At 47.2% G+C, this 25119-nt stretch carries 16 protein-coding genes; 12 read left to right on the top strand and 4 right to left on the bottom strand.

Going from position 1 to position 25119, the window contains the following annotated elements; genetic code table 11:
- The first annotated feature begins 7 nt into the window (after positions 1-7).
- From BVG16_RS18695 to BVG16_RS18675, 5 genes are read left to right on the top strand one after another with little or no spacing between them, the layout of a single operon-like run.
- On the top strand, positions 8-2068 hold the full coding sequence (locus BVG16_RS18695; protein ID WP_078500477.1) for a YIP1 family protein: 2061 nt from the start codon (positions 8-10) through the stop codon (positions 2066-2068).
- Positions 2069-2104: 36 nt separating this feature from the next.
- Entirely contained in the window at positions 2105-4717 is a 2613-nt protein-coding gene (locus BVG16_RS18690; RefSeq protein WP_078500475.1) for a DUF5696 domain-containing protein, read from the top strand.
- A gap of 1 nt (position 4718) precedes the next feature.
- Complete coding sequence (locus tag BVG16_RS18685) at positions 4719-5612, top strand: carbohydrate ABC transporter permease (RefSeq protein WP_078500473.1); 894 nt, start codon at positions 4719-4721, stop codon at positions 5610-5612.
- Between the two features lie 16 nt (positions 5613-5628).
- On the top strand, positions 5629-6582 hold the full coding sequence (locus BVG16_RS18680; RefSeq protein WP_078500471.1) for a carbohydrate ABC transporter permease: 954 nt from the start codon (positions 5629-5631) through the stop codon (positions 6580-6582).
- A 34-nt stretch (positions 6583-6616) separates the two neighbouring features.
- Positions 6617-9406, top strand: coding sequence for an alpha-mannosidase (locus BVG16_RS18675; RefSeq protein ID WP_078500469.1), 2790 nt, complete (start codon positions 6617-6619; stop codon positions 9404-9406).
- A 138-nt stretch (positions 9407-9544) separates the two neighbouring features.
- Here the strand turns inward: BVG16_RS18675 and BVG16_RS18670 are convergent, their stop codons facing one another.
- Positions 9545-10669 carry a cytochrome P450 gene (locus BVG16_RS18670; RefSeq protein WP_078500467.1) on the bottom strand — a complete coding sequence of 375 codons (1125 nt, stop codon included), beginning with the start codon at positions 10667-10669 and terminating at the stop codon, positions 9545-9547.
- Between the two features lie 66 nt (positions 10670-10735).
- Entirely contained in the window at positions 10736-11293 is a 558-nt protein-coding gene (locus BVG16_RS18665; protein WP_269845608.1) for a TetR/AcrR family transcriptional regulator, read from the bottom strand.
- A gap of 374 nt (positions 11294-11667) precedes the next feature.
- Here BVG16_RS18665 and BVG16_RS18660 point away from each other — a divergent pair, with 374 nt between their 5' ends.
- Together BVG16_RS18660 and BVG16_RS18655 are read left to right on the top strand one after the other, a co-directional pair.
- A complete protein-coding gene (locus tag BVG16_RS18660) occupies positions 11668-12777 on the top strand; it encodes a hemolysin family protein (protein ID WP_078500464.1) in 1110 nt (369 codons plus the stop codon).
- 250 nt (positions 12778-13027) lie between these two features.
- A complete protein-coding gene (locus tag BVG16_RS18655; RefSeq protein WP_078500462.1) occupies positions 13028-13951 on the top strand; it encodes a DMT family transporter in 924 nt (307 codons plus the stop codon).
- Between the two features lie 44 nt (positions 13952-13995).
- On the opposite strand, the gene BVG16_RS33740 is transcribed toward BVG16_RS18655, so the two are convergent.
- Both BVG16_RS33740 and BVG16_RS18650 read right to left on the bottom strand, forming a co-directional pair.
- On the bottom strand, positions 13996-14118 hold the full coding sequence (locus BVG16_RS33740) for a hypothetical protein (RefSeq protein WP_269845606.1): 123 nt from the start codon (positions 14116-14118) through the stop codon (positions 13996-13998).
- Complete coding sequence (locus tag BVG16_RS18650; RefSeq protein ID WP_078500460.1) at positions 14115-14924, bottom strand: helix-turn-helix domain-containing protein; 810 nt, start codon at positions 14922-14924, stop codon at positions 14115-14117. Before BVG16_RS18650 ends, BVG16_RS33740 begins: the two co-directional genes overlap by 4 nt.
- Positions 14925-15054: 130 nt before the next feature.
- Here BVG16_RS18650 and BVG16_RS18645 point away from each other — a divergent pair, with 130 nt between their 5' ends.
- The 5 genes from BVG16_RS18645 (at position 15055) to BVG16_RS18625 (ending at position 25073) form a co-directional block, all read left to right on the top strand.
- The gene (locus tag BVG16_RS18645; RefSeq protein WP_078500458.1) at positions 15055-15504 is read left to right on the top strand and encodes an SRPBCC domain-containing protein; all 450 of its coding nucleotides are present in this window, start codon (positions 15055-15057) and stop codon (positions 15502-15504) included.
- 164 nt (positions 15505-15668) lie between these two features.
- The gene (locus BVG16_RS18640) at positions 15669-16106 is read left to right on the top strand and encodes an SRPBCC family protein (protein ID WP_078500456.1); all 438 of its coding nucleotides are present in this window, start codon (positions 15669-15671) and stop codon (positions 16104-16106) included.
- 651 nt (positions 16107-16757) lie between these two features.
- Entirely contained in the window at positions 16758-22742 is a 5985-nt protein-coding gene (locus BVG16_RS18635; RefSeq protein ID WP_233147101.1) for an S-layer homology domain-containing protein, read from the top strand.
- A gap of 127 nt (positions 22743-22869) precedes the next feature.
- The gene (locus BVG16_RS18630; RefSeq protein WP_078500452.1) at positions 22870-23568 is read left to right on the top strand and encodes a response regulator transcription factor; all 699 of its coding nucleotides are present in this window, start codon (positions 22870-22872) and stop codon (positions 23566-23568) included.
- Positions 23565-25073: a HAMP domain-containing sensor histidine kinase gene (locus BVG16_RS18625; protein WP_078500450.1), complete on the top strand. Its 1509-nt coding sequence runs from the start codon at positions 23565-23567 to the stop codon at positions 25071-25073. The genes BVG16_RS18630 and BVG16_RS18625 overlap by 4 nt, the downstream gene beginning before the upstream one ends.
- The last annotated feature ends 46 nt before the right edge of the window (positions 25074-25119 follow it).

Raw genomic sequence — 25119 nt, 5'->3', positions numbered from 1 at the left:
GAGCCGCTTGAAAAGAATACTTGCCATGTTGTTCGCCGTTGCGCTCTTAACCGGATTATCTACGCCAGCGCAAGCTGCACCGGAAGATACCTACAATTATAACTATTGGGGACAGACCGTTCCGGCGCCCAGCCCGTATGAAGAACAACGGGTGATGTACGGTCGGGATTGGGGAGTAAATGATCTGTTGTCCCCTCAGGATGTTTTTGCAGGAAATGACCGACGGATTTATATTGCGGATACCGGGAATGACCGTATTGTGGTGTTAAATGATGAGTTTCAAACCGTTAGGGTGATTACGGCTTTCGATCACAACGGAAGCAATGACAGCTTCAATAAGCCGGAAGGCGTGTTCTACAGCTCATATGATAAACATCTATATGTCGCGGATACCCAGAACAAGCGGATTGTGGAGTTGGACGGGGATGGGACCTTCGTGCGGGAAATTCGCGATCCGAAGTCGACCCTGCTGCGCCAAGGGTTCCAGTACATGCCAACCAAAGTGGTCGTCGACAAGGCGCAGCGGTTGTATGTGATTAGCCGCGGGTCTTACGAAGGAGTTATGGAGTTTGACGCTGCCGGACAATTCATTGGCTTTATTGGGACCAACCGCGTGAAATTCAGTCCGATTGATTTGTTCTGGAAGCGAATATCGACAAGATCGCAGCGTGAGCAGATGCAGCTATTCATTCCGCTCGAATTCAACAATATGGATATCGATCGCGACGGTTTCATTTACACCACGACCTCCGAAGAGAAATCCGATCAGCCGATCAAACGCTTGAACCCCTCAGGCCTTGATATTCTACGGGCGAAGGGTTACTTTGCGCCGAAGGGGGATATTCATACCCTCGATGTCGGCAGCGCGCCAGGCAGCTCGATCTTTATCGATGTTGTCTCGGACGAAGGCGGCATGTACAGTGCGCTGGATGCGAAGCGAGGACGGATATTCACCTATGATAAAGACGGCAACCTGCTGTATGTATTCGGCGGGTTAGGCAGTCAGCAAGGAAAATTCCGTACACCATCTGCGATTGCGATGCTAGATGATAAGCTGCTTGTGCTCGATAAAGACAATAATCGGCTGACTCTATTTCAGCCAACAATGTACGGCAGTCTCATTCGGGAGGCGGTGATCTCGCTATATAACGGGGAGACCGAGAAGTCTACCTCCGCCTGGCGCCAAGTCCTCCAGTTGAATGGCAATCTTGAAGTGGCATATATCGGGATCGGAAAATCCTCGCTGAAGAACGGCGATAATCGCGCGGCTATGAAATATTTTGAGCTGGGCAACAATCGAGATAACTACTCGGAAGCGTTCAAAAGGTATCGCAAGGAAATCGTATTCGAGCATTTCGGTTCGATTATGCTTACGATTGCCCTTATGATTGGGGGCTCGATCGCTGTCGTGAAGTTTGCTTCCCGCCGAAGAAAATCGCAGCATTATGTGGAGGTAGGGGCACTTAAAAGTCCTTTCTATACGATGGTCCATCCCTTTAATGGATTCTGGGAAATGAAGTACGAGAATAAAGGGAAGTTGAGAGTTGTAGCGATCCTTCTCGCATTACTTGTCTTATTCACCATTATCAAAAGGCAATATAGCGGTTTTGTCGTGAATTTCAATAACCCCCATGAGTTGAACAGCTTGAATGAACTGAAATTTATCATTATTCCTTTTATTTTGTGGTGTGTGGCGAACTGGTCTTTAACGACGCTAATGGACGGAGAAGGGAAATTCAAAGACATTGTGAAGGCTACAGGCTATGCTTTGATGCCGTTCGTCATCATTTATATACCGCAAACCTTGTACAGCAACATGATTACCGGAAGCGAGAGCGCGTTCTACTACTTGCTCGATGCAGTCGCTTTGATCTGGTTCATCTGGTTGCTATTCGTAGGCACGATGACGGTTCATCAATATTCGGCATCGAAAACAGTGGTCACGATGTTGTTAACCTTGGTCGTGATCGGGATTATGGTCTTCTTGGGCGTATTGTTCTTCAGTATGATGCAGCAGTTAGCTAATTTTATTACATCCATTTACCGCGAGCTCGCCTTCAGATTCTAGCTGCGCGCGGGTTGCATTCAAAAGGAGGGTAGAGGGATGAACATGTCCGGAAAATTGAAAATAGGGCTTGGCATCCTGAGCGCTGGACTCGTAGTCTGCGGTCTGATCGCGCTTGGCATGCCTCATGAATCCGTATCTATGGACCGCGCGGCGTACCTCACGGCGAAAGATAAGGACAACGGTATCGTTCATAATAATCCCGATAAAAGCGTGAAGACAGCTTCGGCAGCCGTTGGCGTTCGTTCCGGAGCAGGAGCAGTCACGACCAACTCAACAACAGAGCTAGAGGCGCTTCAGCATATGAAGCTTGTGGCTCAGAATGAAACATTGATGCTGTATATCCGTGAGGAAACGGTGGAGATCGCTGTTAAGGATAAGCGGGACGGTTATATCTGGTTCTCGAATCCGGCAGACCGTGAAGAGGACTCGCTTGCTTCTCCGCTGTATAAATCGGAGATGTCTTCCCAATTGCTTGTAGCTTATTACAACGAAAAAGGCCAGATCAATACGTTCAATAGTTACGATGACAGTGTTGCGAAGAAACAATTCCAGATCACGAGCACGGATCACGGCGCAAAAGTCGTCTACCAGTTCGGGAAAATCTCGAAATCCTTCGGCAATATTCCGAAAGCGATTAGTAAAGAGCGGTTCGAAGAGCGAATCCTGGGTCAATTGGACGCGGAAAAGCGGGATAATGTCCAGTATAAATATCGATTTGACGATCAGAAACAGGTGTACGAGGTACGCAAGCTGCAGGATTATGTGGCAGAGGAAATATCCGCGCAGCTGCTTGCGATTGGTTATACGGAAGAAGAGGCAGCAAAGGACAACGAAGCGAATGGCGTCATGGAAGCGGCAGAAGATAATGGCCCTCAATTCACGATTCCAATCGAATATGTCTTGGATGGCGAACATCTTGTCATCCAAGTTCAGGCTAAAGAGCTCCAATACGCGAAGTCATATCCCATTGCTACCTTACAGCTGCTCAAATATTTTGGCGCTGCGGGCAAAAATAAGCAAGGTTATATCTTTGTACCGGATGGGTCCGGCGCGCTCATTCATTTGAACAACAATAAAAAAAATACAGAAACCTATGATTTGCCCGTTTACGGGCCGGATGGTACTTATGATGTGAAAGAAAAAGTGCAGACGAACGAAGTGACCCGGCTGCCCGTGTTCGGCATTAAGCAGAACGATCATGCGATCATCGGGATCATTGAAGACGGGGATGCGCTCGCTAGCATTACGGGTGACGTTGGGGGAAGAAATGATTCCTATAATACGGTAGCCAGCAAATTTAGCCTCGTGGCGATGGATTTCTATACGTTAACATCCGGGACCAAAACGAGCTCTGTGCCGATGTTTCAGTCTGCGCCTTATCAGGGAGACTACCGTGTTCGGTATGCTTTTCTATCAGGTAATGCCTCGGATTATTCCGGTATGGCTAGAAAATATCAGGAATATGTAGTCCATAAATATAATTTGAAAAAACTGAAGGCGAGCAAGGATGCTCCTTTCATGCTGGAAGTAGAGGGTGCGATTCAGAAGCAGAAATCGTTCCTCGGCGTGCCCTATCAATCCATCGAGCCTTTGACTACGTTCGATGAGGCTCAGTCTATCCTACGAACGCTGAAAGAGAGAGGAATTCACAACATTGATCTACGCTATGTTGGCTGGTTCAATGACGGAATTCGACATACGTCCCCAGCTACGATTGGGTGGAACAGTGCATTGGGTGGAAAACGCGATTTTCAGAAGTTAACCGATTATGTTGCGAAGGAGAATATCGGATTTTATCCGGATGTTGCGTTTCAGGATAAATTCAAGGGTTCCTCAGGTTCGGCTACGTTCTTGGATGGACGGAAAGCTAAAGTCTATGAATATGATCCCGTCATGTACGTCAAGGATACAGCGAAGTTTTCGCATTATGTGTTGTCTCCTTATGTGCTGGAGCAGACGGTCAACGGCTTCGCATCCAAGTATGCCAAGTTAGGTGTGTCGGGCTTGTCCTTAAGAGATTTGGGCAATGAATTGAATTCGGATTTCAATGCGGATCATCCGGTTAACCGTCAGGAAGCATTGCAAATCGTCGAGAAGCAGGTCGGTACATTAAAGCAGCAGGTACCGAATTTGATGATCGACGGAGGGAATGTTTACAATCTCCCTTATGCCAATATGATTGTGAATGCGCCGATGCGCAGCAGCCGATTGAACTTAACTGACGAAGATATCCCATTCTACCAAATGGTTCTTCACGGGTATTTCGATATGGCAGGGGAGCCGCTAAATGTGCAGCGCTCGGTCGACTCGAAAGTACCGTTGCTTCGGGCGCTAGAGACAGGATCGAATCTTTTCTATCAATGGATTGCAGCAGATTCTTCGGTCGTGAAGGATTCTGAGTATAACACGCTCTATGGGCTCCATTACGAGGATTGGCTGGATCAAGCGGTGGATTACTATAAAGAAGCGAACCCCCTTATTCAAAGGATTAGACACCAGACGATCACGGGCCACCGTCAGCTCGCGAACCATGTCACTGAGACGACATTCGAAGATGGAACAACCATTGTGATTAACTATAACAACACGTCGGTAGAGGTAGACGGTCAGAAGATCGACGGGTTGAGCTATCGGGTAGGCGGTGAGTGACATGAGGAAAAAAAGTTTGTCGTTGGAGCAGAGAAAAGCGTGGTCTGGCGTCGTGTTTGCCTTACCTCTCATCATCGGAATGATCATGCTGTTTCTCCTGCCGCTAATTCAGTCGTTTCGCTTCAGCTTAAGCTCGATTCATATCGTGGAGAGCGGGTTCGCCACAGAGTATAAGGGATTCGCCAATTATATCAGCTTATTCACTTCCAATCCGGACTACCCGCGCAGCCTAACCGAGTCCGTCGTGAATATGATCGTTAACGTTCCGATTATTATTATTTTTAGCTTGTTCGTGGCTGTGCTGTTAAACCAAAAGTTTAGGGGGCGCTCCCTTGCGAGGGCCATCTTCTTCCTGCCAGTAATTCTGGCGTCCAGCGCGATTGCGAACCTGGATATTAGCAGCTTCGTTGGCGGCACGGCCTTAAGTGGCGGCGGGGAAGCGGGTGCGAATGTATTGCAGAGCTTTGAACTCAAGAAAATGATGCTGGAATCCGGCATGGGTCCGGGGATTGCCAATTATATTACAGGAGCGGTGGATCGTATCTATGAGATTATAAGCTCCTCAGGTGTTCAGATTCTGATCTTCCTGGCGGGGCTGCAATCAATTTCTCCGTCCTTGTATGAGGCTTCGCGAATTGAGGGCGCAACGGGCTACGAAATCTTCTGGAAAGTAACGTTTCCCATGATGACCCCGCTCGTTCTGACGAATCTCGTCTATTCCATTATTGATTCGTTCAGCAGCAACAAAATCAACACGCTCATTTCCCAAACGGCGTTCAAAACGTTCGATTTCGGCTTAAGCGCAGCCATGTCGTGGGTGTATTTTATCGTCGTAGCCTTCATCTTACTACTGTCTACAGCATTGATTTCGAGAAAAGTGTTCTATTACGACTGATAAGGAGGGACCGAATATGAAATTGCAGGCGGCTCGGATGAGCGAATGGATCGGAAGGAAAAGTCCGGCCGAGAAGGCGAAATTATGGACCTGGATTATAGTGCGCACCTTACTGATTCTAGGTTTTTGCTATATCATTCTATTCCCGCTCTTTCTGAGGTTGTCGGTTGCGTTCCGCAGTAAAGTTGATATTTACGATCCGACGGTGTTGTGGATTCCGCGGCATTTTACATTCGATAACTTGAAGATTGCGATTACGGCGACCAAATATGGATCGGCCCTGTTGAACACGTTCTTGATCTCATCGACAACGACGATAATTCAGCTGGTGGCTTGCGCATTAGCGGGGTATGCTTTTGCCAAATTGAAGTTTAAAGGAAGCGGTCTGTTATTCGGTTTGGTGATCTTCACCATTGTCGTACCGCCACAGACGATTATGATTCCTCTTTATTTGACATATCGGTATTTCGATCTATTCGGAGCGATCAAGTTATTTACAGGTAAAAGCAGTGTGAACCTCATTGACACGTTTTGGCCGTTTCTTATTTCTTCCGGAACGGCGATGGGACTCAAGAACGGGCTTTACATTTATATTTTCCGGCAGTTTTTCCGTGGGGTTCCTAAGGAACTGGAAGAGGCGTCCTTCGTGGACGGTGCAGGTATTTTCAAAACATTCTACCGTATTGTACTGCCAAATGCCGTACCTGCCATCGTAACGGTTCTGTTATTTTCCTTCGTGTGGCAGTGGAATGATAGTTATTATGTATCCTTGTTCTTGAGCAAGGTGAAGGTGCTGTCAACGCAGCTTACGGATATGGGCTCAGCTCTTGGTGTAGAACCGGATCCTGTCTATCAATCGATGCTGCTGAATACGGGTGTACTGCTGATGATGGCGCCGCTGATTATCTTATATTTGTTCGTTCAGCGTTATTTTGTAGAGAGTGTGGAACGTACGGGCTTGGTAGGTTAAGCGATGAATTCTACGTAGAATCGAGGGCAATGTTATGACACAGTCTAGAACGGTACATATTATTTCTCATACCCACTGGGATCGGGAATGGTATTTGCCTTATGAAAAGCATCATGTTCTGATGATCAAGCTGATGGACACGCTAATCGATACACTCGAGCGGGATGCTCACTATCGCAGCTTTCACCTAGACGGTCAGACGATTATATTAGACGATTATTTGCAAATTCGACCGGAGAAGAAGGAAAAGCTGGAGCGTTTCATTCGGGATGGTCGTATTCATATTGGACCTTGGTATGTATTGCAAGATGAATTTCTGACGAGCAGCGAAGCGAATGTGCGTAATTTGCTCATAGGACACCGTGATGCAAAAGCCTACGGCGTCATTTCGAAGCTGGGTTACTTCCCGGATTCCTTCGGTAACATGGGGCAAGCGCCCCAGCTGCTCCGTCAAGCGGGCATTGAACATGCCGTATTCGGACGCGGTGTGAAGCCGACCGGATTCAACAATGAAGTGTCGGATGTTAGCGCCTATGAATCTCCCTATTCCGAAATGTGGTGGGAGGCTCCAGACGGTTCTAAGGTACTCGGTATCTTGTTCGCGAATTGGTACAGTAACGGCAACGAAATCCCTGCTGAACCTTCGGCTGCAGCAGCCTATTGGACACGTAAGCTTGCGGATGCCTCGAAATACGCATCAACGCCGCATCTATTGTTCATGAACGGTTGTGATCATCAGCCCGTACAGACCAATTTAACGGAAGCCATCCGCGTCGCAGAGGAAATTTTCCCGGAGATTACGTTTGTCCATTCTAATTTCGATGACTATTTGAAGGAAGTGGAGTGTTCGATTCCCGGAGATCTGTCGGTGATTCGCGGTGAACTGCGAAGCCAGCATACAGACGGATGGTCTACGCTCGTCAATACCGCGTCATCGCGTGTATATATGAAGCAGAAGAATCAGCAGTGTCAGACTTATTTGGAGAAGGTGGCGGAACCGCTCGCGGCGATGGCTTATTTACACGGACAGGACTATCCTCACCATCTGTTCAATTATGCGTGGAAAACATTGATGCAGAATCATCCCCACGATAGCATATGCGGCTGCAGTGTTGATGAAGTGCATGCTGAAATGATGACTCGCTTTGCGAAGAGCAGACATGTGGCGGAGTCGATTGCAGAGGGAAGTCTTGCTGCCATTGCGGAGCTTGCAGATACTTCAACATTCGCGGAATATGATGCAGAAGCGGTCCCTTTTCTGGTGACGAATACGACCGGTTGGGAAAGGACTGGCGTTCTATCTGCAACCTTGGAAGTGAAGCGGATCTACTTCCGCAGCGGCATGGAATTCCAAGCGATGAAGCAGGAGGTCAAGCAGGGCTCCGTGGATGATTTCGTCTTGGTGGATGCGGAAGGACAATCCATTCCTTTCGTCATGGAAGATTTGGGGATTCAATTCGGGTATGATCTTCCGGACGATCAATTTAGACAGCCGTACTTCGCGCGAAGCATTCGCGTGACGTTCGAGGCTTCGCAAGTGCCGGCGCTGGGTTATCGAGCCTATGGGTTGGTGCGTCAGGAAGCTGCTGGCAGCAAGTTGCTTGGTGAGTCATTGATGGCAGGGCAGTACAAGATGGTGAATGAATTTCTTGCTGTCCAAGTGGAGCAGGACGGAACACTCACAGTAACCGAAAAATCTAGCGGGGCTGTATATAAGGAATTATGCAAGTACGAAGATACGGGAGATATCGGCAACGAGTATATGTATCGTCAAGCGTACGGAAGTACACCATTGACCACGAAAGGCACTCCGGCAATTATTCGTGTGCTAGAGGATACACTATGGCGAGCAAGTATTGAAATCGCACATGAAATCAGCATCCCTAGCTCCGCTGAAGAGTCTTTAGAGATGGAACAGAAGGAATTGGTTTGGTTCACAGGCCGTAAATCAGGTCGTTCCTGCGATCATCTCGTGATGCGTATTCAGACGAGGGTATCACTTGAAAGACATGGCAAAGGCATCGATATTGAATCTACCTTTCATAATCAGGCCAAAGATCATCGTTTGCGAATGCTATTCCCAACGGGGCTTGATGTCGCGACTCATTTCGCAGATTCCATCTTTGAAGTACCGGAACGGGGTAACACACCTGCAGATGAATGGAGAAATCCGAGCAACTGCCATCACCAGCAAGCATTTGTAACTGTGGCGGGAGCGGGACAAGGGCTTACGATTGCGAATCAAGGCTTGAATGAATATGAAATCATTCAGGGACATGGAACGAACACCATTGCAGTCACTTTGCTTCGTGCTGTGGGCGAGCTGGGGGACTGGGGATACTTTCCTACGCCGGAAGCACAGTGTATCGGCGAGCATACGGTAAAGCTTAGGATTATCCCGCATACAAAAGACGAGGGGGCAGAGGCAACAAGTCCATTGGCGGATGCTTATGATACAATCACGCAAGCATACCAGTTCCAGGTGCCTTGGATGATTCAGCAGACCGACCTGCATCAAGGCAATCTGCCGCTTTCGCATTCCTTCGCCATATGGGAAGGGAAGTCTCTTGCATTCTCCACGATGAAAGTAGCCGAGGAGATGGGCGATGTCGTCATGCGTTGGTATAACCTTTGTTCGGAGCGACAAGAATTAACGGTTGCGTATCCTCAATCCTGCAATAAGGCGTATCGAAGCGATATTTTGGAACGCCGGAACGAGCAGCTTTCCGCTAACGCGTCTCATCTATTGCAGGTCTTGATCAGACCCGCAGAGATCATGACACTTAGATTTGCACGTTCCAGTGAAGAAGAGGGATGTTTGTAAGGAAGCGGCTTAGAGTAATGGGAATTTCTGAGGGGTATTATGACCCCTCAACATTGATAATAAAGATGGCTACATATGATGAAGCATCCAGCTTTATCGAGAATATCTAAGGACACCGCAACAGTGTCCTTTTCTCATTCATTTTAATAGAATAGGCAGCTTTGTTAGCGAGAACATCATCGTACTATTCGCTCGCTCCAGAACATGGGAACGATCTCGCTGGAAGTGCGGGAAGCGATCGAGCAGGGCTTCGATGACAATTTTGGCTTCCATGCGTGCCAGTTGCGATCCAAGACAATAGTGGATGCCGCTGCCTAAGCCTAAGTGTGGGTTGGGATTGCGATGGATATTAAACATATCCGGGTGTTCGAAGACTTCATCATCATGGTTGGCAGATCCGATCCACATGTTCACGAACTGGCCGGCGAATAGCTGTTGCCCCCGAAGCTCGGTATCTTGTTTTACCGAACGGAACATGGACTGCACGGGAGAGCAATACCGGAATACTTCTTCAAGCGCGCTCGGGATGAGGGTACGATCAGCAATAAGTTGTTCTCGGACATCTGGCAGGCTATCGATGCAGAGCATCGCGGATGCGATTAAATTCGTTGTCGTCTCGTTCCCGGCGACGAGCAATAGAATACAGAAACCAATGATCTCAATGTCACTTAGTTGTTCCCCTTGAATATTGGCGTGAACCAGATTGCTAATCAGATCGTCTTGAGGTTCGCGACGACGCTCGTTCGCGATGACCGAGAAATATTCACTCATTTCCTTCTGGCATTGGATGTATTTGTCGTAATCGTTACTCACGAGGTCATCCGACCAGGATTTGAACCGTCCACGATCCGCCAAGGACACACCCAGCATCTCGGCGATGACGACAATCGGCAAGGGACTTGCAATACTTTCTAATGCATCAACGGCACCTTGGGCTTCCGCTTGATCGAATAGCGACTGCGTGACGGTTGAGATCTGCGGCGCTAATCCCTCGATCACACGTGGGGTGAAAGCTTGGGAGACAAGCATACGCAGCTGCCGATGTTTAGGCGGGTCTGTGCGAAGAACGCTTGAATCAATGGGTTCTTCTGCATTTTCTGACCCTTGTGAAGAGAAAATCTCATGACGCGTAAAGACGGTTTTGACATCTTCGTACTTGAATACATCCCATATATTCCGGTCTGAATTGAAGGTGACAGGGGATGTGTCACGCATGTTCCGAAACCAGGTTAGGGGAATAATCTCATTCGAATTCCAATCCATAGAAGCACCTTCGCTTTCTTTTTTTAACTGACTAGTCAGTCTAAATTAGTGGAAAAGAAAAGCTTGTTACGCATGTGTTGTAAACAAGCCTTTCGTGATCAGTGTAAACAAGAAATATTCCAAATCTTCCCGCGACATCTCATTCTTGTTGTTCAGATAATAGTTGCAGGAGCTTTGCAGCATGCCGACGATGCTGGTCGCCGCGATCATGCAATTCACGTCCCTAACATATCCGCCGCATTTGCTTTCCTCCAGAATATCTGCGAGAAAGTGCAGGTATTCTCGGCGAAGCTCTTTGATCTCCAGGAGAACCTCTTGTTCAATGCCATTCGATAATTCGTTAAAAATAATATGGGCAAAGTTTGTGGACTCCAGGAACATGTCGAGATTCAACCGAATGACACGCTGGATCGATTCTTCGAGCGTGAGCGGCATATCCAGAGCTTGGCATGTAGTATCCATAATCTCTTGCAGCCCTTGTTTGACAAGGGTTTTAAAGAGCTGTGCCTTGTTAGGAAAGTTATAGTAGAGGGTACCTTTGGCGACACACGCGCGAAGTGCAATCTCATCCATACTTGCCCGGTGATATCCGTGTTCTGAGAATACTTCAATGGCTGCGGTAATAATTTTATCTTTGCTTGACAGAGCTGTCCTCTCCTCATGGTTGCATGTTCAAAACTGACTAGTCAGTATAAACGGATCTTAGCATACCATAAAATGGATTGTCAAATTTTTCATTTTTAGTGTAGAGATATTTGTTTATCGGGGCATAACCCCCTATACTTATAAGGGTAAGGCATTTTTTTTCAAGCGAGGAGGTGGCGAAGGCGATGGACGATGAGCCGGGGGAAACGGGCGATAGGACCCAGGTATTATGTGTAATCCATAGTGTCAAAATCTATTGGAAAACAAGCTATCATGTACGAAATTGAATCTTTCATCTATTCCATGCAGTGATTTTAGAAATCAGATTGGATGACAATGGAGGATGATGGATCGTGTTTACCGAAATTTTGATATTGATATTACTCATTGTACTGAATGCTTTTTTTGCCGCGTCGGAGATTGCTCTTATTTCGTTGAATGACAACAAAATTAGAATGATGAGTGAAGCCGGCCATAAGAAAGCAAAACTTTTGCAGAGCCTTCTGAGCGAACCGAGCCGTTTCTTGGCTACTATACAAATTGGGATTACACTCGCGGGATTTATGGCAAGTGCCTTTGCTGCAGATCGTTTTGCGGGCAGCTTGGCGCAGTATTTTCGAACGATAGGTGTTCCATTACCTCATTCGGTATTAGCGACGCTATCGATGATTGTGATTACGATGATTCTTTCTTATTTCACCTTGGTATTAGGTGAGCTTGTGCCAAAACGTGTGGCGATGCAGAAATCAGAAGCCATTGCGATGATGGCCGTAACGCCGTTAACATGGTTATTAAAGCTATCCGCACCATTCGTCAAATTACTTACGGGTTCGACGAATCTTATCGTAAGGTCGCTGGGCATGGACCCTCATGATGATAAGGAACAAGTAACCGAAGAGGAAATTCGCATGATGGTGGATGTCGGTAAGGAGAATGGGTCTATTCAAGAAGACGAGAAAATGATGATTAACAATATCTTTGAACTCGATGATAAGCGGGTCATGGATATTATGACGCATCGAAGTTTTGTCGTAGGCATTCCGCGACATGCCTCGCTCCAAGAGGTGGCGAAGCGGGTGAACGAACATGAATATACGAAATTCCCCGTATATGACGGAGAAATCGATCATATCATCGGCATTATGCATGTTAGAGATATTATGAAGTATGTGGGGTCGGAGGCAGAAGATACATTCCGCATGGAGGATATCCTTCGAACGCCATTCTTTATTCCCAAGTCGAAGCGGCTTGACGATGTTTTGAAGGAAATGAAAGCGAGCAGAGTTCATTTCGCTGTCGTGTTGGATGAATATGGAGGTACGGCAGGGATTGTGACGATGGAGGACGTAATCGAGGAAATCGTTGGTCATATGTTAGATGAACAGGACGAGGACCAGCAGGTAGAGAAAATCGAACGTCCATTTGATGTTGCGAGCATGAACCAGCGCCCGGTGACGGGCTGATATATGATACATGGTGATTTTACAGGGGCAGAACGAGTTCTGTCCCTTTTAAAAAAACCCTTTGAAATTGTAAAAATGTATGATACTTATCGATGGTATGATTATTCGACATGATTATTAAGAGAATGTAGTATTACATGCACTCCTCAAGCTATAGACTAGGGGAGTGTTTCTTATATTCATGGATGTCTTTTAATGGTATAAATAGATTAAAACATTAACCACCCTGAAATGGAGAGATCACGCATCGATGGATAAAAAGTGGATGTATTACGTAGGGCTTGTGGTTGTCGCAATCATCTGGGGCGCTAATTTTGGGGTCTCGCGACAAGCGATGGAGACGTTTGATCCGATTTTGTTCAGTTTTTTACGATTTGGACTTGCGATTCCTTTCTTCTTCATCCTATTGAAGCTGACAGAAGGAAGTGTCGGCATTCCGGTCAAAGTGGCCCTGCAGCTGGCTGCGATTGGATTGCTAGGGATTACAACGCTAGAGATCGCGGTGATGTACTCGATTAAGTATACAACCCTAGCGAATGCATCCTTGCTGAACGTTGCACCTTGGCCGATTTTTGCTGCCTTATTCGGACCTTTATTTATGCGCGAAGGAATCTCCTCCCGACTTGTAGTAGGCGGCATGGCGGCGATGATTGGCGTGTGCTTCATTATTCTGGGCGGCGGAGAGGGATTGGATGTATCCTCGGACCATATGCTTGGGAATCTCCTGGCCTTTGGCGTGAGTTTCTTTGGAGCCATCTTCAATGTAGCGTGCATGCCTCTCATGAAGCGGTACTCGTCCTTACGTGTAAGTACATGGATGATCTTGTTCGGATCGATATTTATGTTCCCGCTTACAATTGGCTCCTGGAGCAAAGTGGATTGGGGCGGCTTAACAGGGGGTCATTATACGGCGATTGGTTATAATGTACTGATCTGCACTGTACTCGCCTTCGTCGTCTGGAATGCGAGCATGTTCAAAATAGGTGCCACCCGGGCTAATTTTTTTCGCTATGTCGTACCAGCCTCGGCGGTCACGGCGGGCTATATATTCTTCAATGAAGCCATATCCAGCTGGCAGCTCGCAGGTACGATCTTTATGGTTGCAGGGCTGATATGGATCAGCTTAGAGCGAAGACCGACGCAGCCTACGGTACCCATCGATCAAGTTTCATAGAACATGCAAATAGGACACGCGGGGCGTGTCCTATTTGCATGGGATTAGGCTGAAATATGCCCGCCGCCCTCCACATGAAGCACCGTTCCCGTAACGATGGTCTTGGCAATCGGGCAAGGTTCGCCAGGCGTACCTTTGTTGAGTTGAATGCGTTCTGTTGTGTTCATGGTTGTCGTGTGCCTTTCGTATACTCATCGGGCGTTTTGCCGATTATGGATTTGAAATCTTTGATAAAATGCGACTGGTCATAGTACCCCAAATCTAGCGATAATTGCAGCCAGTCTTGATTGGGATGGTGATCCATAGTTTCTGCGGCATTCTGAATCCGGTATAGCTTAATCACCCATTTGGGCGAGACGCCGACGTACTGGTCGAATAGACGTTGAAGTGTTCGTTTGTTCATGTCAAAATGCTCGCAGATCTGATCGACTTTCGTAATTTCTTTATCTTCTACTATACGTTCAATCATCCGCTGAATCATAGGAATCCGCCGATCTTGCGCTGGGAGCTTGGGTCGCATATATCGTTCTGCGATTTCCACCATGCTGCGTTCATCCGACTGGGTGAGGATGGATTCCTCCCAATGTTGTGCTTCAATATCGAAGACGCTGGCTATGCTCAATGGTTGCTCACGCAACGCTGACACGGGACGCTTGATAAAAGGGTAGAACCCGCCTGGCTTGAACTTCGCGCCGAAGACACAACCTTTATGTTGTAGGAAATAGGAATATTTCTGTGTAGCAGGTCCAAAAATAGCGGATCGCTGGTTCTCAATCACGAGATTGACGCAAGGATTAGGCACGACGTCTTGTAAGTAAGGTTCTTCATCGGTCAAATTCCAACTTACGATCCAGAAATGCTTCACGAAAAAGCCGATGTCGTCGGAAGGGGTATGGCGCGATAGCTGGAACTTCTTTTCTCCGCTTTGTAAATTTAAAACGCCCATGCTGGGCCGATGAAATCCTGAGCTCATAGCCTCACTCCCTCAGATCATGAAATGTCGCGTTTTTACAATACTTGGATGGACGTCCAAGCTATACTCATAGTAGCATAACCAGCGAGAATTGGTGAATCGGTCTAAAATAGAAAAGGAGTTGTCTTTCATGAATCTGAAGTATGAGTTTTATATTAATGCGGAGCCAGAAGCCGTGTGGCATGCCTTGGTGTCACCTGAGGGCACAAGAAACATATTTTACGGGTGTGTCCTAGAGTCAAGTTTCAAAGTGGGCGAACCTTTTGCTTACATAGGACCGGGCAATGATGGCGATCAGACCGTTCATGTGTACGGGACTATCGTGGGGTACGAAGAGAATAAGATGATGAGCTGCATCGAGCATCCGGGCCCTTCTTATTATCCTAACCATGAGGAACTGCAATCCCGTATGACATACACACTCGATAAAGTGGGTCAATGTACGAAGCTAACGTTGATTAATGATGAGTGGTCGGACAACCATCCTTCCATGAAGACCACAGAGAGTCACTGGTGGATGATATTGAGCAACATCAAAACCTATGTGGAAACTGGAAAAACGATGGATTTTGGAGTATAACGAAACCCTTGTCTATGAAAAGAGAGTCAGCCAGCGATGGCTGGCTTTTTGGCTTCTTAAACGAAGGAGGACACTGGGAATCGTTGTGGAATAATGGAATAAGAGAACCCGTAATAGGCAGGGGATAAGCATATGTATGGGGTGAAAAATGAGGAGGGATAGGTATGTCTGGGTTCGATCCGGAGCGCAAGCCTGTCGGGTTAACGGCTTCAGCAGGATATCAAGTGGGCGTGCGTCGAACGTTTGCGTTGTCCCGGGAACAAGTGTGGAGTGTGTTGACATCAGCCGCAGGAATGCAGCTATGGCTAGGTGATGTAGTGCCTTTCGATGTTCAGGCAGGTGCCTCGTTCGAATCTCGGGATGGCCTTCGTGGGACGTTACGAATCGTCAAGCCGTATGAGCAGATTCGCATGGCCTGGCAAAGACAGCATTGGAACAACCCGTCGACATTACAAATTCGTCTTATCGAAGGCGGTGCGAATAAGACCACGGTAAGCTTCCATCAAGAAAAACTTCAAGACCCTATAACGCGAGCGGAAATGAAAGAACATTGGGATGACACGTTATCCAAATTGTTGGAATTAGGGAGGAATATGCAGTGAATAAATTCAGTCATATCGATCTTCTTAGTGAATCCTATTGAATAGGCTGCGATCTTGAGACCCCATCGGGGTCTTTTTTGACATTCAAGAATGTATAACTTTTCGAGAGATTGCCGAAATCAAATTAGGGTGCAGGGAACAGAGCGAGAAATGAACGGACACAGGAGGCCTTAATTATGCCAAAAGCACTCAAAATGCAGGGCGAACGGACACAGCAGCTCTTATCATGCTAAACATAAGCTATACATTCAAGATTCGAATGGAATAAGGGCATCCGTGTCCGCAACAACGGCAAATCTATAAGCATAGCAGACAATAAGGTCTCTCATGTCCGTTATACACAAAGAGCTTAGGGCGTGTTCGATCCCACAGATATTATTACGCACCGCGATGGAATCCGGCCTTGAATAAGGTCGGGTTTTTCTGTATAAAGCTTCACCGCAATGACCTTTACAATAACGATACAAAATCTTAACATCCGCATGACACTCAACAAATATAACCTCCGTATCATGGGAGGTGTCGAAATATGACGATACAGGGAGGGGAGTCGCTTTTCCAGGGATCGCAGAAGGCTCTGGACGAGTGCATATGCACCAATGAGTATGGATTCGACATCATGCATATAAGGGGAGTGTACAAGTTTTGAAAATGATAGTGGCCTATAAACGATGGGTTTCGATGCTCATCATGAGTTGTTTGATGATTGGTTGTATGGTACCTGCGGGTTTAGCCGAGGGTGTAGGGATTCAGATTAACCATACGCCATCCGTGGCAAATGCCAATCAGGATTATGTGGTTCAAGCAAGCATCACGGGCGGTGTGCAGGGTGTAACGGCAGCGGTCTATTATTCCATAGATCAACAAGCGCAAGCGCCGCTTGCAATGGTTCCAATTGATGCAAGTACATATGAAGCTAAAATTCCAGGCGCCCGGCTTGCGGGTACGCAGTTGGATTATTATATCGAAGCCTCGGAAGGGGAGTCCCAACCGGTTCATTCGACGACATATAACGTTGCGATTCAGCCGCAACCTCCTGTTGAGGAGTCTAAAGAACTGGCATTGTTAATTACCGAATTGGTGCCAGACACGAAAAATGTGAACTCGGTAGATGGCTATGAATTTGTTGAGGTTTACAATAACACAGACGCAACGATTGATTTCAACAAATACCATTTCTTTTATAACGGAAAGGATACTTGGACAACAAAAGAGTCCAATATTCAAATACCAGCTCGTACACCTGTTGTATTTTGGATCCTGAATGGTTCGAACGAGAATCTTCAAATAAAAGATTTTATACAGAATTTCCAACCAGCCGCTGACCTTGTCGAAGGAACGAATCTCTTCCATGTCAATGGTGGCGGTGGTATGGCAAATACAGCTGCACGGAATTTGCAAATTCGCAGCAATGAAGATAAAAAAGTGATAAGCTCAGCTTCGTATGCAAAAGAACATGTAGCAGAGAATATGGGCATTTTCTATAAGCATCCAGAGGCAGGAAGCACAGATATGATTCTCTTGCCGACTTCAGGCAAGACTGCAGCTACTCCAGGAATCATATCAACGGATCAAGTGACCCCGCCGATTCCTGAGATTCAGCCCGAAATCCTGCACAACCCAGCTCAAGCTGTCGATGCGAAGGATTTAGAAATAACGGCGACCATCAAGGGTTTAGTCCCTGTGAACAATAAATGGCCGGATGTACAATTATTGTACAAAACGTCTTCCCAATCCAGATATGCGATTACGTTGATGACGAAGAAAAGCGGCGATGAGTTCAGCGGAACGATTCCGGCTGATGTATTGGTAGAGCCGAAGCTGGATTACAAAATTCGTGTAAAGGGCTCCGTTGAGAGCTATTCCGTGAACATTAACTTGCCCGCTTATGATGAGTCGAAGGTTCCGAAGCTTCTGGTGACGGAAATCGTTCCGAATACAACGAACGTAACAGGCACATCCAGCGATGCGTATGAATTCATCGAGGTATATAACAACACAGATCAACCGGTTAACTTCAAGAACTACAAAGTGTATTATCGTTATCCCGATAAAGGACCGTCCGCGGATGTGAAGTGGGCTTCCACGAAAGCAGATTTTATTTTGCCTGCGCAGCAGTCCGCTGTTTTCTGGATCATTAATGAGGCGAACAGTAAGCTGACCGCAGCCGATTTTAATACGTTCTATAAGACGAACTTAGTTCTGGATCAGAATCTATTTATAATCAAGAGCGATGGCATGGCGAACTCGGGATCGCGTGCGATTGTCGTGAAGACCAATACCGAAAAAGAAGTGTCAGCAGCCTATTACAATAACGGGATTGTCTATGACGGCGGCGAAGCTGGCGATGAAACGAAAGAAGATAAGGGCATTCAATATAAGTATCCTGTAAATGGCGGCAATACCATGATAAAGGTAAGTTCAGGTCTGAATGACCCTACTCCAGGAAAAGTCGATCCAGCCTTGGTTCCTGGAACGCCTATTCATGTAGTACCTGACACCGTGAGTCCTACGATTAAAGATGTGACAGGGGTTACGGAAGTGGATCAATCCAAAGGCTTGGACCTTCAAGCTTTTGCCGACGATGACAAGCAAGTGACATCTGTACAAGTCTTTATCCATTCGGATAAGCAGCAAGAATACGTTGGTCACAATCTGAAAGAGGATTACAACGATAAGCTCTATCATTACAAATTATCCTCCGCTGATTTGATCGGCAGAGATTATATCGAGTATTATTTCGTGGTATCCGATGGCACCAATGACACACAATCGGAACCCGTTCGCGTGAAGATCGTAGGGGGACCGGATCAGTCGCCGCTTCGTCTGAATGCGAAAGACGGAGACATCCTTCACGGCATGTTTACCTTGAAAGGCACAGCGCAGCAAGCAGGTCCAGATGCACTGCAATTGCGTGTGGATGGACAACCTGCACAGGATACCTTCGCAGCGCTAGAGAACGATGCGTACTTTGTGTTTGACGCGAATAATGTCGATTACTACTTTAAGAACGCTATAACCATGGGACCGCCCGAACAAAAGGAAAAGACGATTCTTTATACATTCATGGACCCTATCGAATCGTATACGACATTATCGTTTCCGATTGATGCGAGTCGCCTCAAGATAGGATCGGATAACGTGATCTATATTCGCGCAGGATCGAAGTCATCTCCGTTTGATGATCGCGTTGAAGAAAATAAAGATGATTTCGAGGTTAAAAATGTAAGACTGTTACTGGCTGACGGCACCGAAATATGGGATGCAAAATACGCAGAACGCGATAAAGAAATCAAGATGGGCGATAGTGCCGGCAAGCCGGAATGGATCGGGTTCCAATTTGACCTGAAACCAGAGTTGTTCAAATCCAAAGCCTATGCCTGGAATACGAAAGAAGCGGCAGACGGTGATCACCAAGTCGCAGTCAGCCATGGTTCGGAAGAAGTACTCTCGAAGGTAACTGTTGACAATACACCTCCATCGATAAAGGCAACGGTTGAAGAAGGTCAAGTCTACCGCGGTCAGTTTACAATAGATGCGGAGATAAAAGATGCAGGATCAGGCGTAGATCAGATCGAAGCGATGCTGGATGACCAGAAGATCGATTTGCCTTATGCGACTTCATCTGGCGTATTAACCGGAGGAGCACATGTGCTCAGCCTGAAGGCTGCCGATAAAGTCGGCAATGCGGCGTCCCAAGTGATTCACTTTGAGGTTCCGGTCGAAAATCCGAACAAGCCTGAGCTGATCGCTCCCACCCTTGGTCAGGAGAACGTAGGAATTAATCCAAATCTAACGGTCAAAGTTACAGACCCGACGCAAGATCCCATGAAGGTTTCCTTCTATAAAGGATTTAATTATGACGGGAATCGCGTGGATGGGTTCAATGGCTTCAAGAATGCCTCAGATACAGAGCCGCCAAAAGAGATGGTTCCACAGGGCGAACAGGCATTAACCGCCGAAGAGTATCAGAGCATCAGCGCGATTGACGGCAAATATTTGGTCAATGATTCGGTGGAGCAGTTCCCGTATCAGCGTTACGAAATTACGTTAGATCCATCGGTTCAAAAATCCGATCGTGTAGACATTGCATGGAAAGGGAACTCGCTGGAAGGTCGGAAAGTGAGCTTGTATGCTTGGAGTCCAACCGCTAAGAAATGGGAACAGCTGGACCATGCAATTGCTGGAACAGATGATTTTGAACTGAAGTCAACGGTAAAAGCCGGCGAATATTTCATGGAGCAAGCTGAACCGGTAAAGAAAACGATTCAAATCATGGTGCAGGATGAAATCGCCCCTTCTAAAAATAAGCCGGAGAAGGATGATCCGTACGACTTCTCTTTTGTTTGGATGTCGGATACGCAATATTACTCTCAGAGTTATCCTGAGATCTATCGGAAGAATGTAGCGTGGATTGCAGAGAACAAAGACAACATCAATCTAAAATATGTTATTCATACCGGCGATATTGTCGATAAGGATTATCAAGAGTATCAATGGCAAGAAGCAGATATGGATATGAAGGTATTGGAGGACGCAAATATTCCTTACGGCGTGCTCGCAGGCAACCATGATGTAGGGCACCAGAATAATGATTACACGAATTACTGGAGATTTTTCGGGGCCGACCGTTTTGAGAAGATGCCGACCTTCGCAGGTTCTTATGACAATAACCGAGGTCACTACGATCTCGTATCCGCGAACGGCAATGATTTCATTATCGTCTACATGGGCTGGGGCCTCGGTGACAAAGAAATCGATTGGATGAATGAGGTTGTCGCGAAATATCCAGAGCGTAAAGCTATTCTTGCGCTTCATGAATACATGTTGGTATCCAACAACCGTGCGCCGATTGCGGATAAAATTTTCGATAAAGTCGTGAAGCCGAACAAAAATGTTATCGCGGCGTTGTCCGGCCACTATCATGATGCACAATTGAAAGTTGACGCATTGGATGATGACGGCGACGGTATCCCTGACCGTAATGTTTATCAGATGCTAGCCGATTATCAGGGCGCAGAACAAGGCGGACTTGGCTATATTCGCTTAATGCAGTTCGATATGAAGAACAATAAATTGCACATGAAGACGTACTCGCCGTATTTAGACGATTACAACTATTATGATCCAGATCAATTCCCTGGTAAGGATGAATTCTCCCTTGACCTGGATTTGCAGCCGAAGACAAAACGCGTCGCAACCGACTATATTGGCGTAAAGGTCTATACGGATCAGTTAATTGGCCAGAATCAACAGGTGAAGAGCGGTGATCAGACGTCTGTGAGCTGGAAAGGTCTGAAATCAGATCGCTATTACCAGTGGTATACCAAGGCCGAAGATGACCATAGCGGAAGCGTATTGTCCGATATTTGGGGCTTCTATACGGGGGCATTCACGGAACCTGGGCGTCCAGATCCAGAGAACCCTACTCCACAGCCATCTACACCAGAACCAACGAAACCGGTCATTCCTACGGTTCCGACACCTGCCACGGATAAGGGAATCATTCAAGCCGAAGCGGGTACAGATGGATCGTATGCGATTGACCGTGCAACGTTAGAGCAAGCCGTGAAGGCTTCGGAGAACGGGAAGATTGAAATTCGCCTGAAGAATGCTTCAGATGCAGCGAAGCTCGTACTCGATGGACCTGCATTGCAGCAAGTAAAAGAACGCAAGCTGACGATTGAAGTGGTAGCTTCGGGCGTAACGGTTGCCTTGCCTGCAGCATCATTCCCAAGCAGCTTAACGGGTGCAGACAAAGTCATTCTGAATATCGATACGACCACCAACGCAGCGATTCAAACCGCTGTAAAGACTGTTCAACAAGGGAACAATGCGTATACAGCAACAGGCTTGGTATATACATTAAGCATGGTTACAATCAAGGACAACAAAGAAGCATCCATTCACCAATGGAATGGACCCGTTACAATCACCCGTACACTTACGGATGAACAGCGTAAGAATCTGGATGTCGAGTACGCGGGCGTTTATTACCTAGATGGCAACCAAGCGCAGTATATGGGGGGTAAGTTCGATGGTCGTACCGTTACGTTCACGACGGACCACTTCTCATCATTCGCAGTGTTCGAATATCACAAGCAATTTGCAGATGTAACGGGAACATGGGCGCAAGCGTTCATAGAGAAGTTAGCTGCGAAACATATCATTACCGGAACAGATGAGCACCACTATAGTCCAACGCAGCAGGTCACGCGAGCAGAGTTAGTGACGCTGGCGATTCGGGCATTAGGCTATGAGGCGGCGGCGAAGAGCACTGTATTTACAGATGTATCCGCCAATGCTTATTATGCAGGTTATGTTGCCCAAGCATCCGAGCTAGGGTTGATTCAAGGTCACGAAGGTAAATTCCGCCCGCAAGATCCTATCACGCGTGAGGAAGCCGCAGTGATTCTCTTGAAGATGATGGAGTCCATGAACAAAAAGGCATCAACATCGACCTCCGATACTGCGTTCACCGATATGAAGAGCGTATCCGATTGGGCGACAGATGCTGTGAATCACTTGAAATCCGTTGGCGTTATTAACGGCAAGGACGATAATCGCTTCGATCCACGAGGTGCAGTGACTCGTGCAGAGATTGCGAAGATGATTTATATGGTACAGCAGCAATAAGAACATAAGATAAGGAAGCAGGGTGGCTTAGGCCGCTCTGCTTTTTTTCATGGAAATCTTCATCATTTCTTGTTCAATTTCTTAATTATGGTTATAGTACCAGTAACCGATGATGGGAGGCGTAATCATGAACTATAAAGTCCTAGTGGCTGACGATGAGCAGACGATTGCATCCGCCATTGCCTATGCGCTGAAGCGGGAAGGGTATGAAGTTGAGCTTGCCTATGACGGCGAAGAAGCGCTGCGAAAAGTCACTTCTTTTCAGCCGCATGTGCTTGTGCTTGATGTCATGATGCCGAAGATGAGCGGGTTGGATGTATGCCGTAAATTAGAAGGGCGTAAAGATCTCAGTATCATGCTGCTCACCGTGAAGAATGACATTGTAGATAAAATTGTAGGCCTCGAATTAGGGGCTGATGATTATATGACGAAGCCGTTCGATGTCAGGGAGGTCGTCGCACGCGTCAAAGCTTTGTGCAGACGTATGGAGAAGAATGAATCCTCTCATGCATCCTCTGCCACCTTAAATGTGGATGGTCTTCTGATGTATGTAGAAGAACGCCATGTGATGCTAGAGGGGCAGCCCCTGAGTTTAACACCGAAAGAGTTCGATTTGTTGGCATTATTACTCATGAATTTAAAACGAGTATATACGCGGGAACAATTACTGGACCAGGTCTGGGGAATGGATTACGCCGGAGGAACACGCACTGTCGATATTCATATCCAACGTCTTCGTGCGAAGTTGGGGCCAGATTATCAACATATCCTACAAACCGTGTATGGCATCGGTTATCGTGCGGCCGGCACAGGTGAGAGGTCATGAGGGCAAGCTTAAAGTGGAAATTTTCCGGATTTCTTGCCGTACTGCTGGTATTCGTCGTCGCCATACTGAGCGGGTTGATTCTGCGAGGCATCTCGACCTATCAACGACAGCAGACCGAAGCTGCGATGGAGCAGCAGGCTGAGGCTGCATCCAATCGCATACACCAGCAATATGTGACCGGAACGAAGGTCGATCCAGCAACGTTCATGCGTCTGCGGGGATCGGAGCTTGCAAGAGAGCTCGGTGCCGTGAGCGGGATGCGTGTCATTCTCTATAATGCCCAAGGTGTCGAGGTAGGGGATTCGCTGGCTATGGCGGAGAAATCCAACGTACAAGATGCCCTTGCGTATGCGCTCCAGAACAAAATAGCCTATCTCACCGAAGGGGATATGTTAGAGTACCTATCGCCCATTCAGGAGCCAGGGGGGCAGCTTGGGGTAGTTCATTTTCAGACCTCGTTGAGCGCGCAACACGCCTTTTATCGTAATATGCTGCAGTTATGTTGGATCTCCGGGATTGTCGTGCTCGGGATCTCTTTTGTGCTGGGCTGGCTCTATATGAATCGCCAAGCGAATGCCATTCACCGCCTGAAGGGGGCAGCAGATCGTATTCGAGAGGGGCAATATTTAGCTGAACCGAGCTTGCATCGTCGGGATGAACTGGGGGAGCTCAGTCTCGGTATTTTTGAGATGAGTGACGCGATTCGGTCCAATATCTCCTCATTGCAGGATGAGCAAGGTAAATTGCGGATGGCCCTCGACAAACTGCAGCAGTTGGAACAACAGCAAAAGGCATTTATCCATAACATTAGCCACGAATTCAAAACCCCGTTGACATCGATCCGTGCATATTCCGATTTACTGCAAATGTATGGAGACGACCCTGCCTTAATTCAAGAAGCGCAGGCAGCCATCAGCAAGGAAGCAACCCGCCTGTACGAACTTGTGGAGCGGGTGCTTCAGCTGGCATTGCTTGAAAAGTACGCTTTTGAGCATCATCCCTCTGCCGTAGAAGTGAAGGAGCTGCTGAATGAGATATGCTCACGCATGAAGGGGAAAGCGGACCAGTTCGGCATTGTGATTGAACAGGAATTGGAACCGGCTTGGACCTGGGCAGACAGGGAGAATCTCACGCATATGTTCATCAACCTCGTGGATAATGCCATTAAATATAATGTGGAGAACGGTTCTGTAACGATCACGAATCGGATGGTACAGGACCAGGTGGAAATCGAGTTCAGAGATACCGGAATTGGCATTCCCGTCGATCGCAGAGACCAAATCTTTGAGCCGTTCTATACGGTGAACCAGGACCGCGCCCGGCAATCGGGCGGTAGCGGACTGGGTCTTGCACTTGTGAAGCAGCTAGCGGAGCAGCAGCGTGGAACGATTCGCGTGGAATCGCCGCTCGAGGGTCAAGGAACGATATTTATCGTAACGTTGCCGCTCGATATACATCCTCATCAAAGTTTACAAGTTGGAAACAAGTCGAAATCTTCTGGATAACTTTCTATCTTATACTCGGTTTAAGCTCTTCGAAAGGGGGAAACTG

The organism is Paenibacillus selenitireducens (assembly GCF_002021565.1).
In the GTDB taxonomy this organism is placed as follows: Bacteria; Bacillota; Bacilli; order Paenibacillales; family Paenibacillaceae; genus Paenibacillus_K; species Paenibacillus_K selenitireducens.
This window is presented reverse-complemented; position numbering and strand designations above follow the sequence as displayed.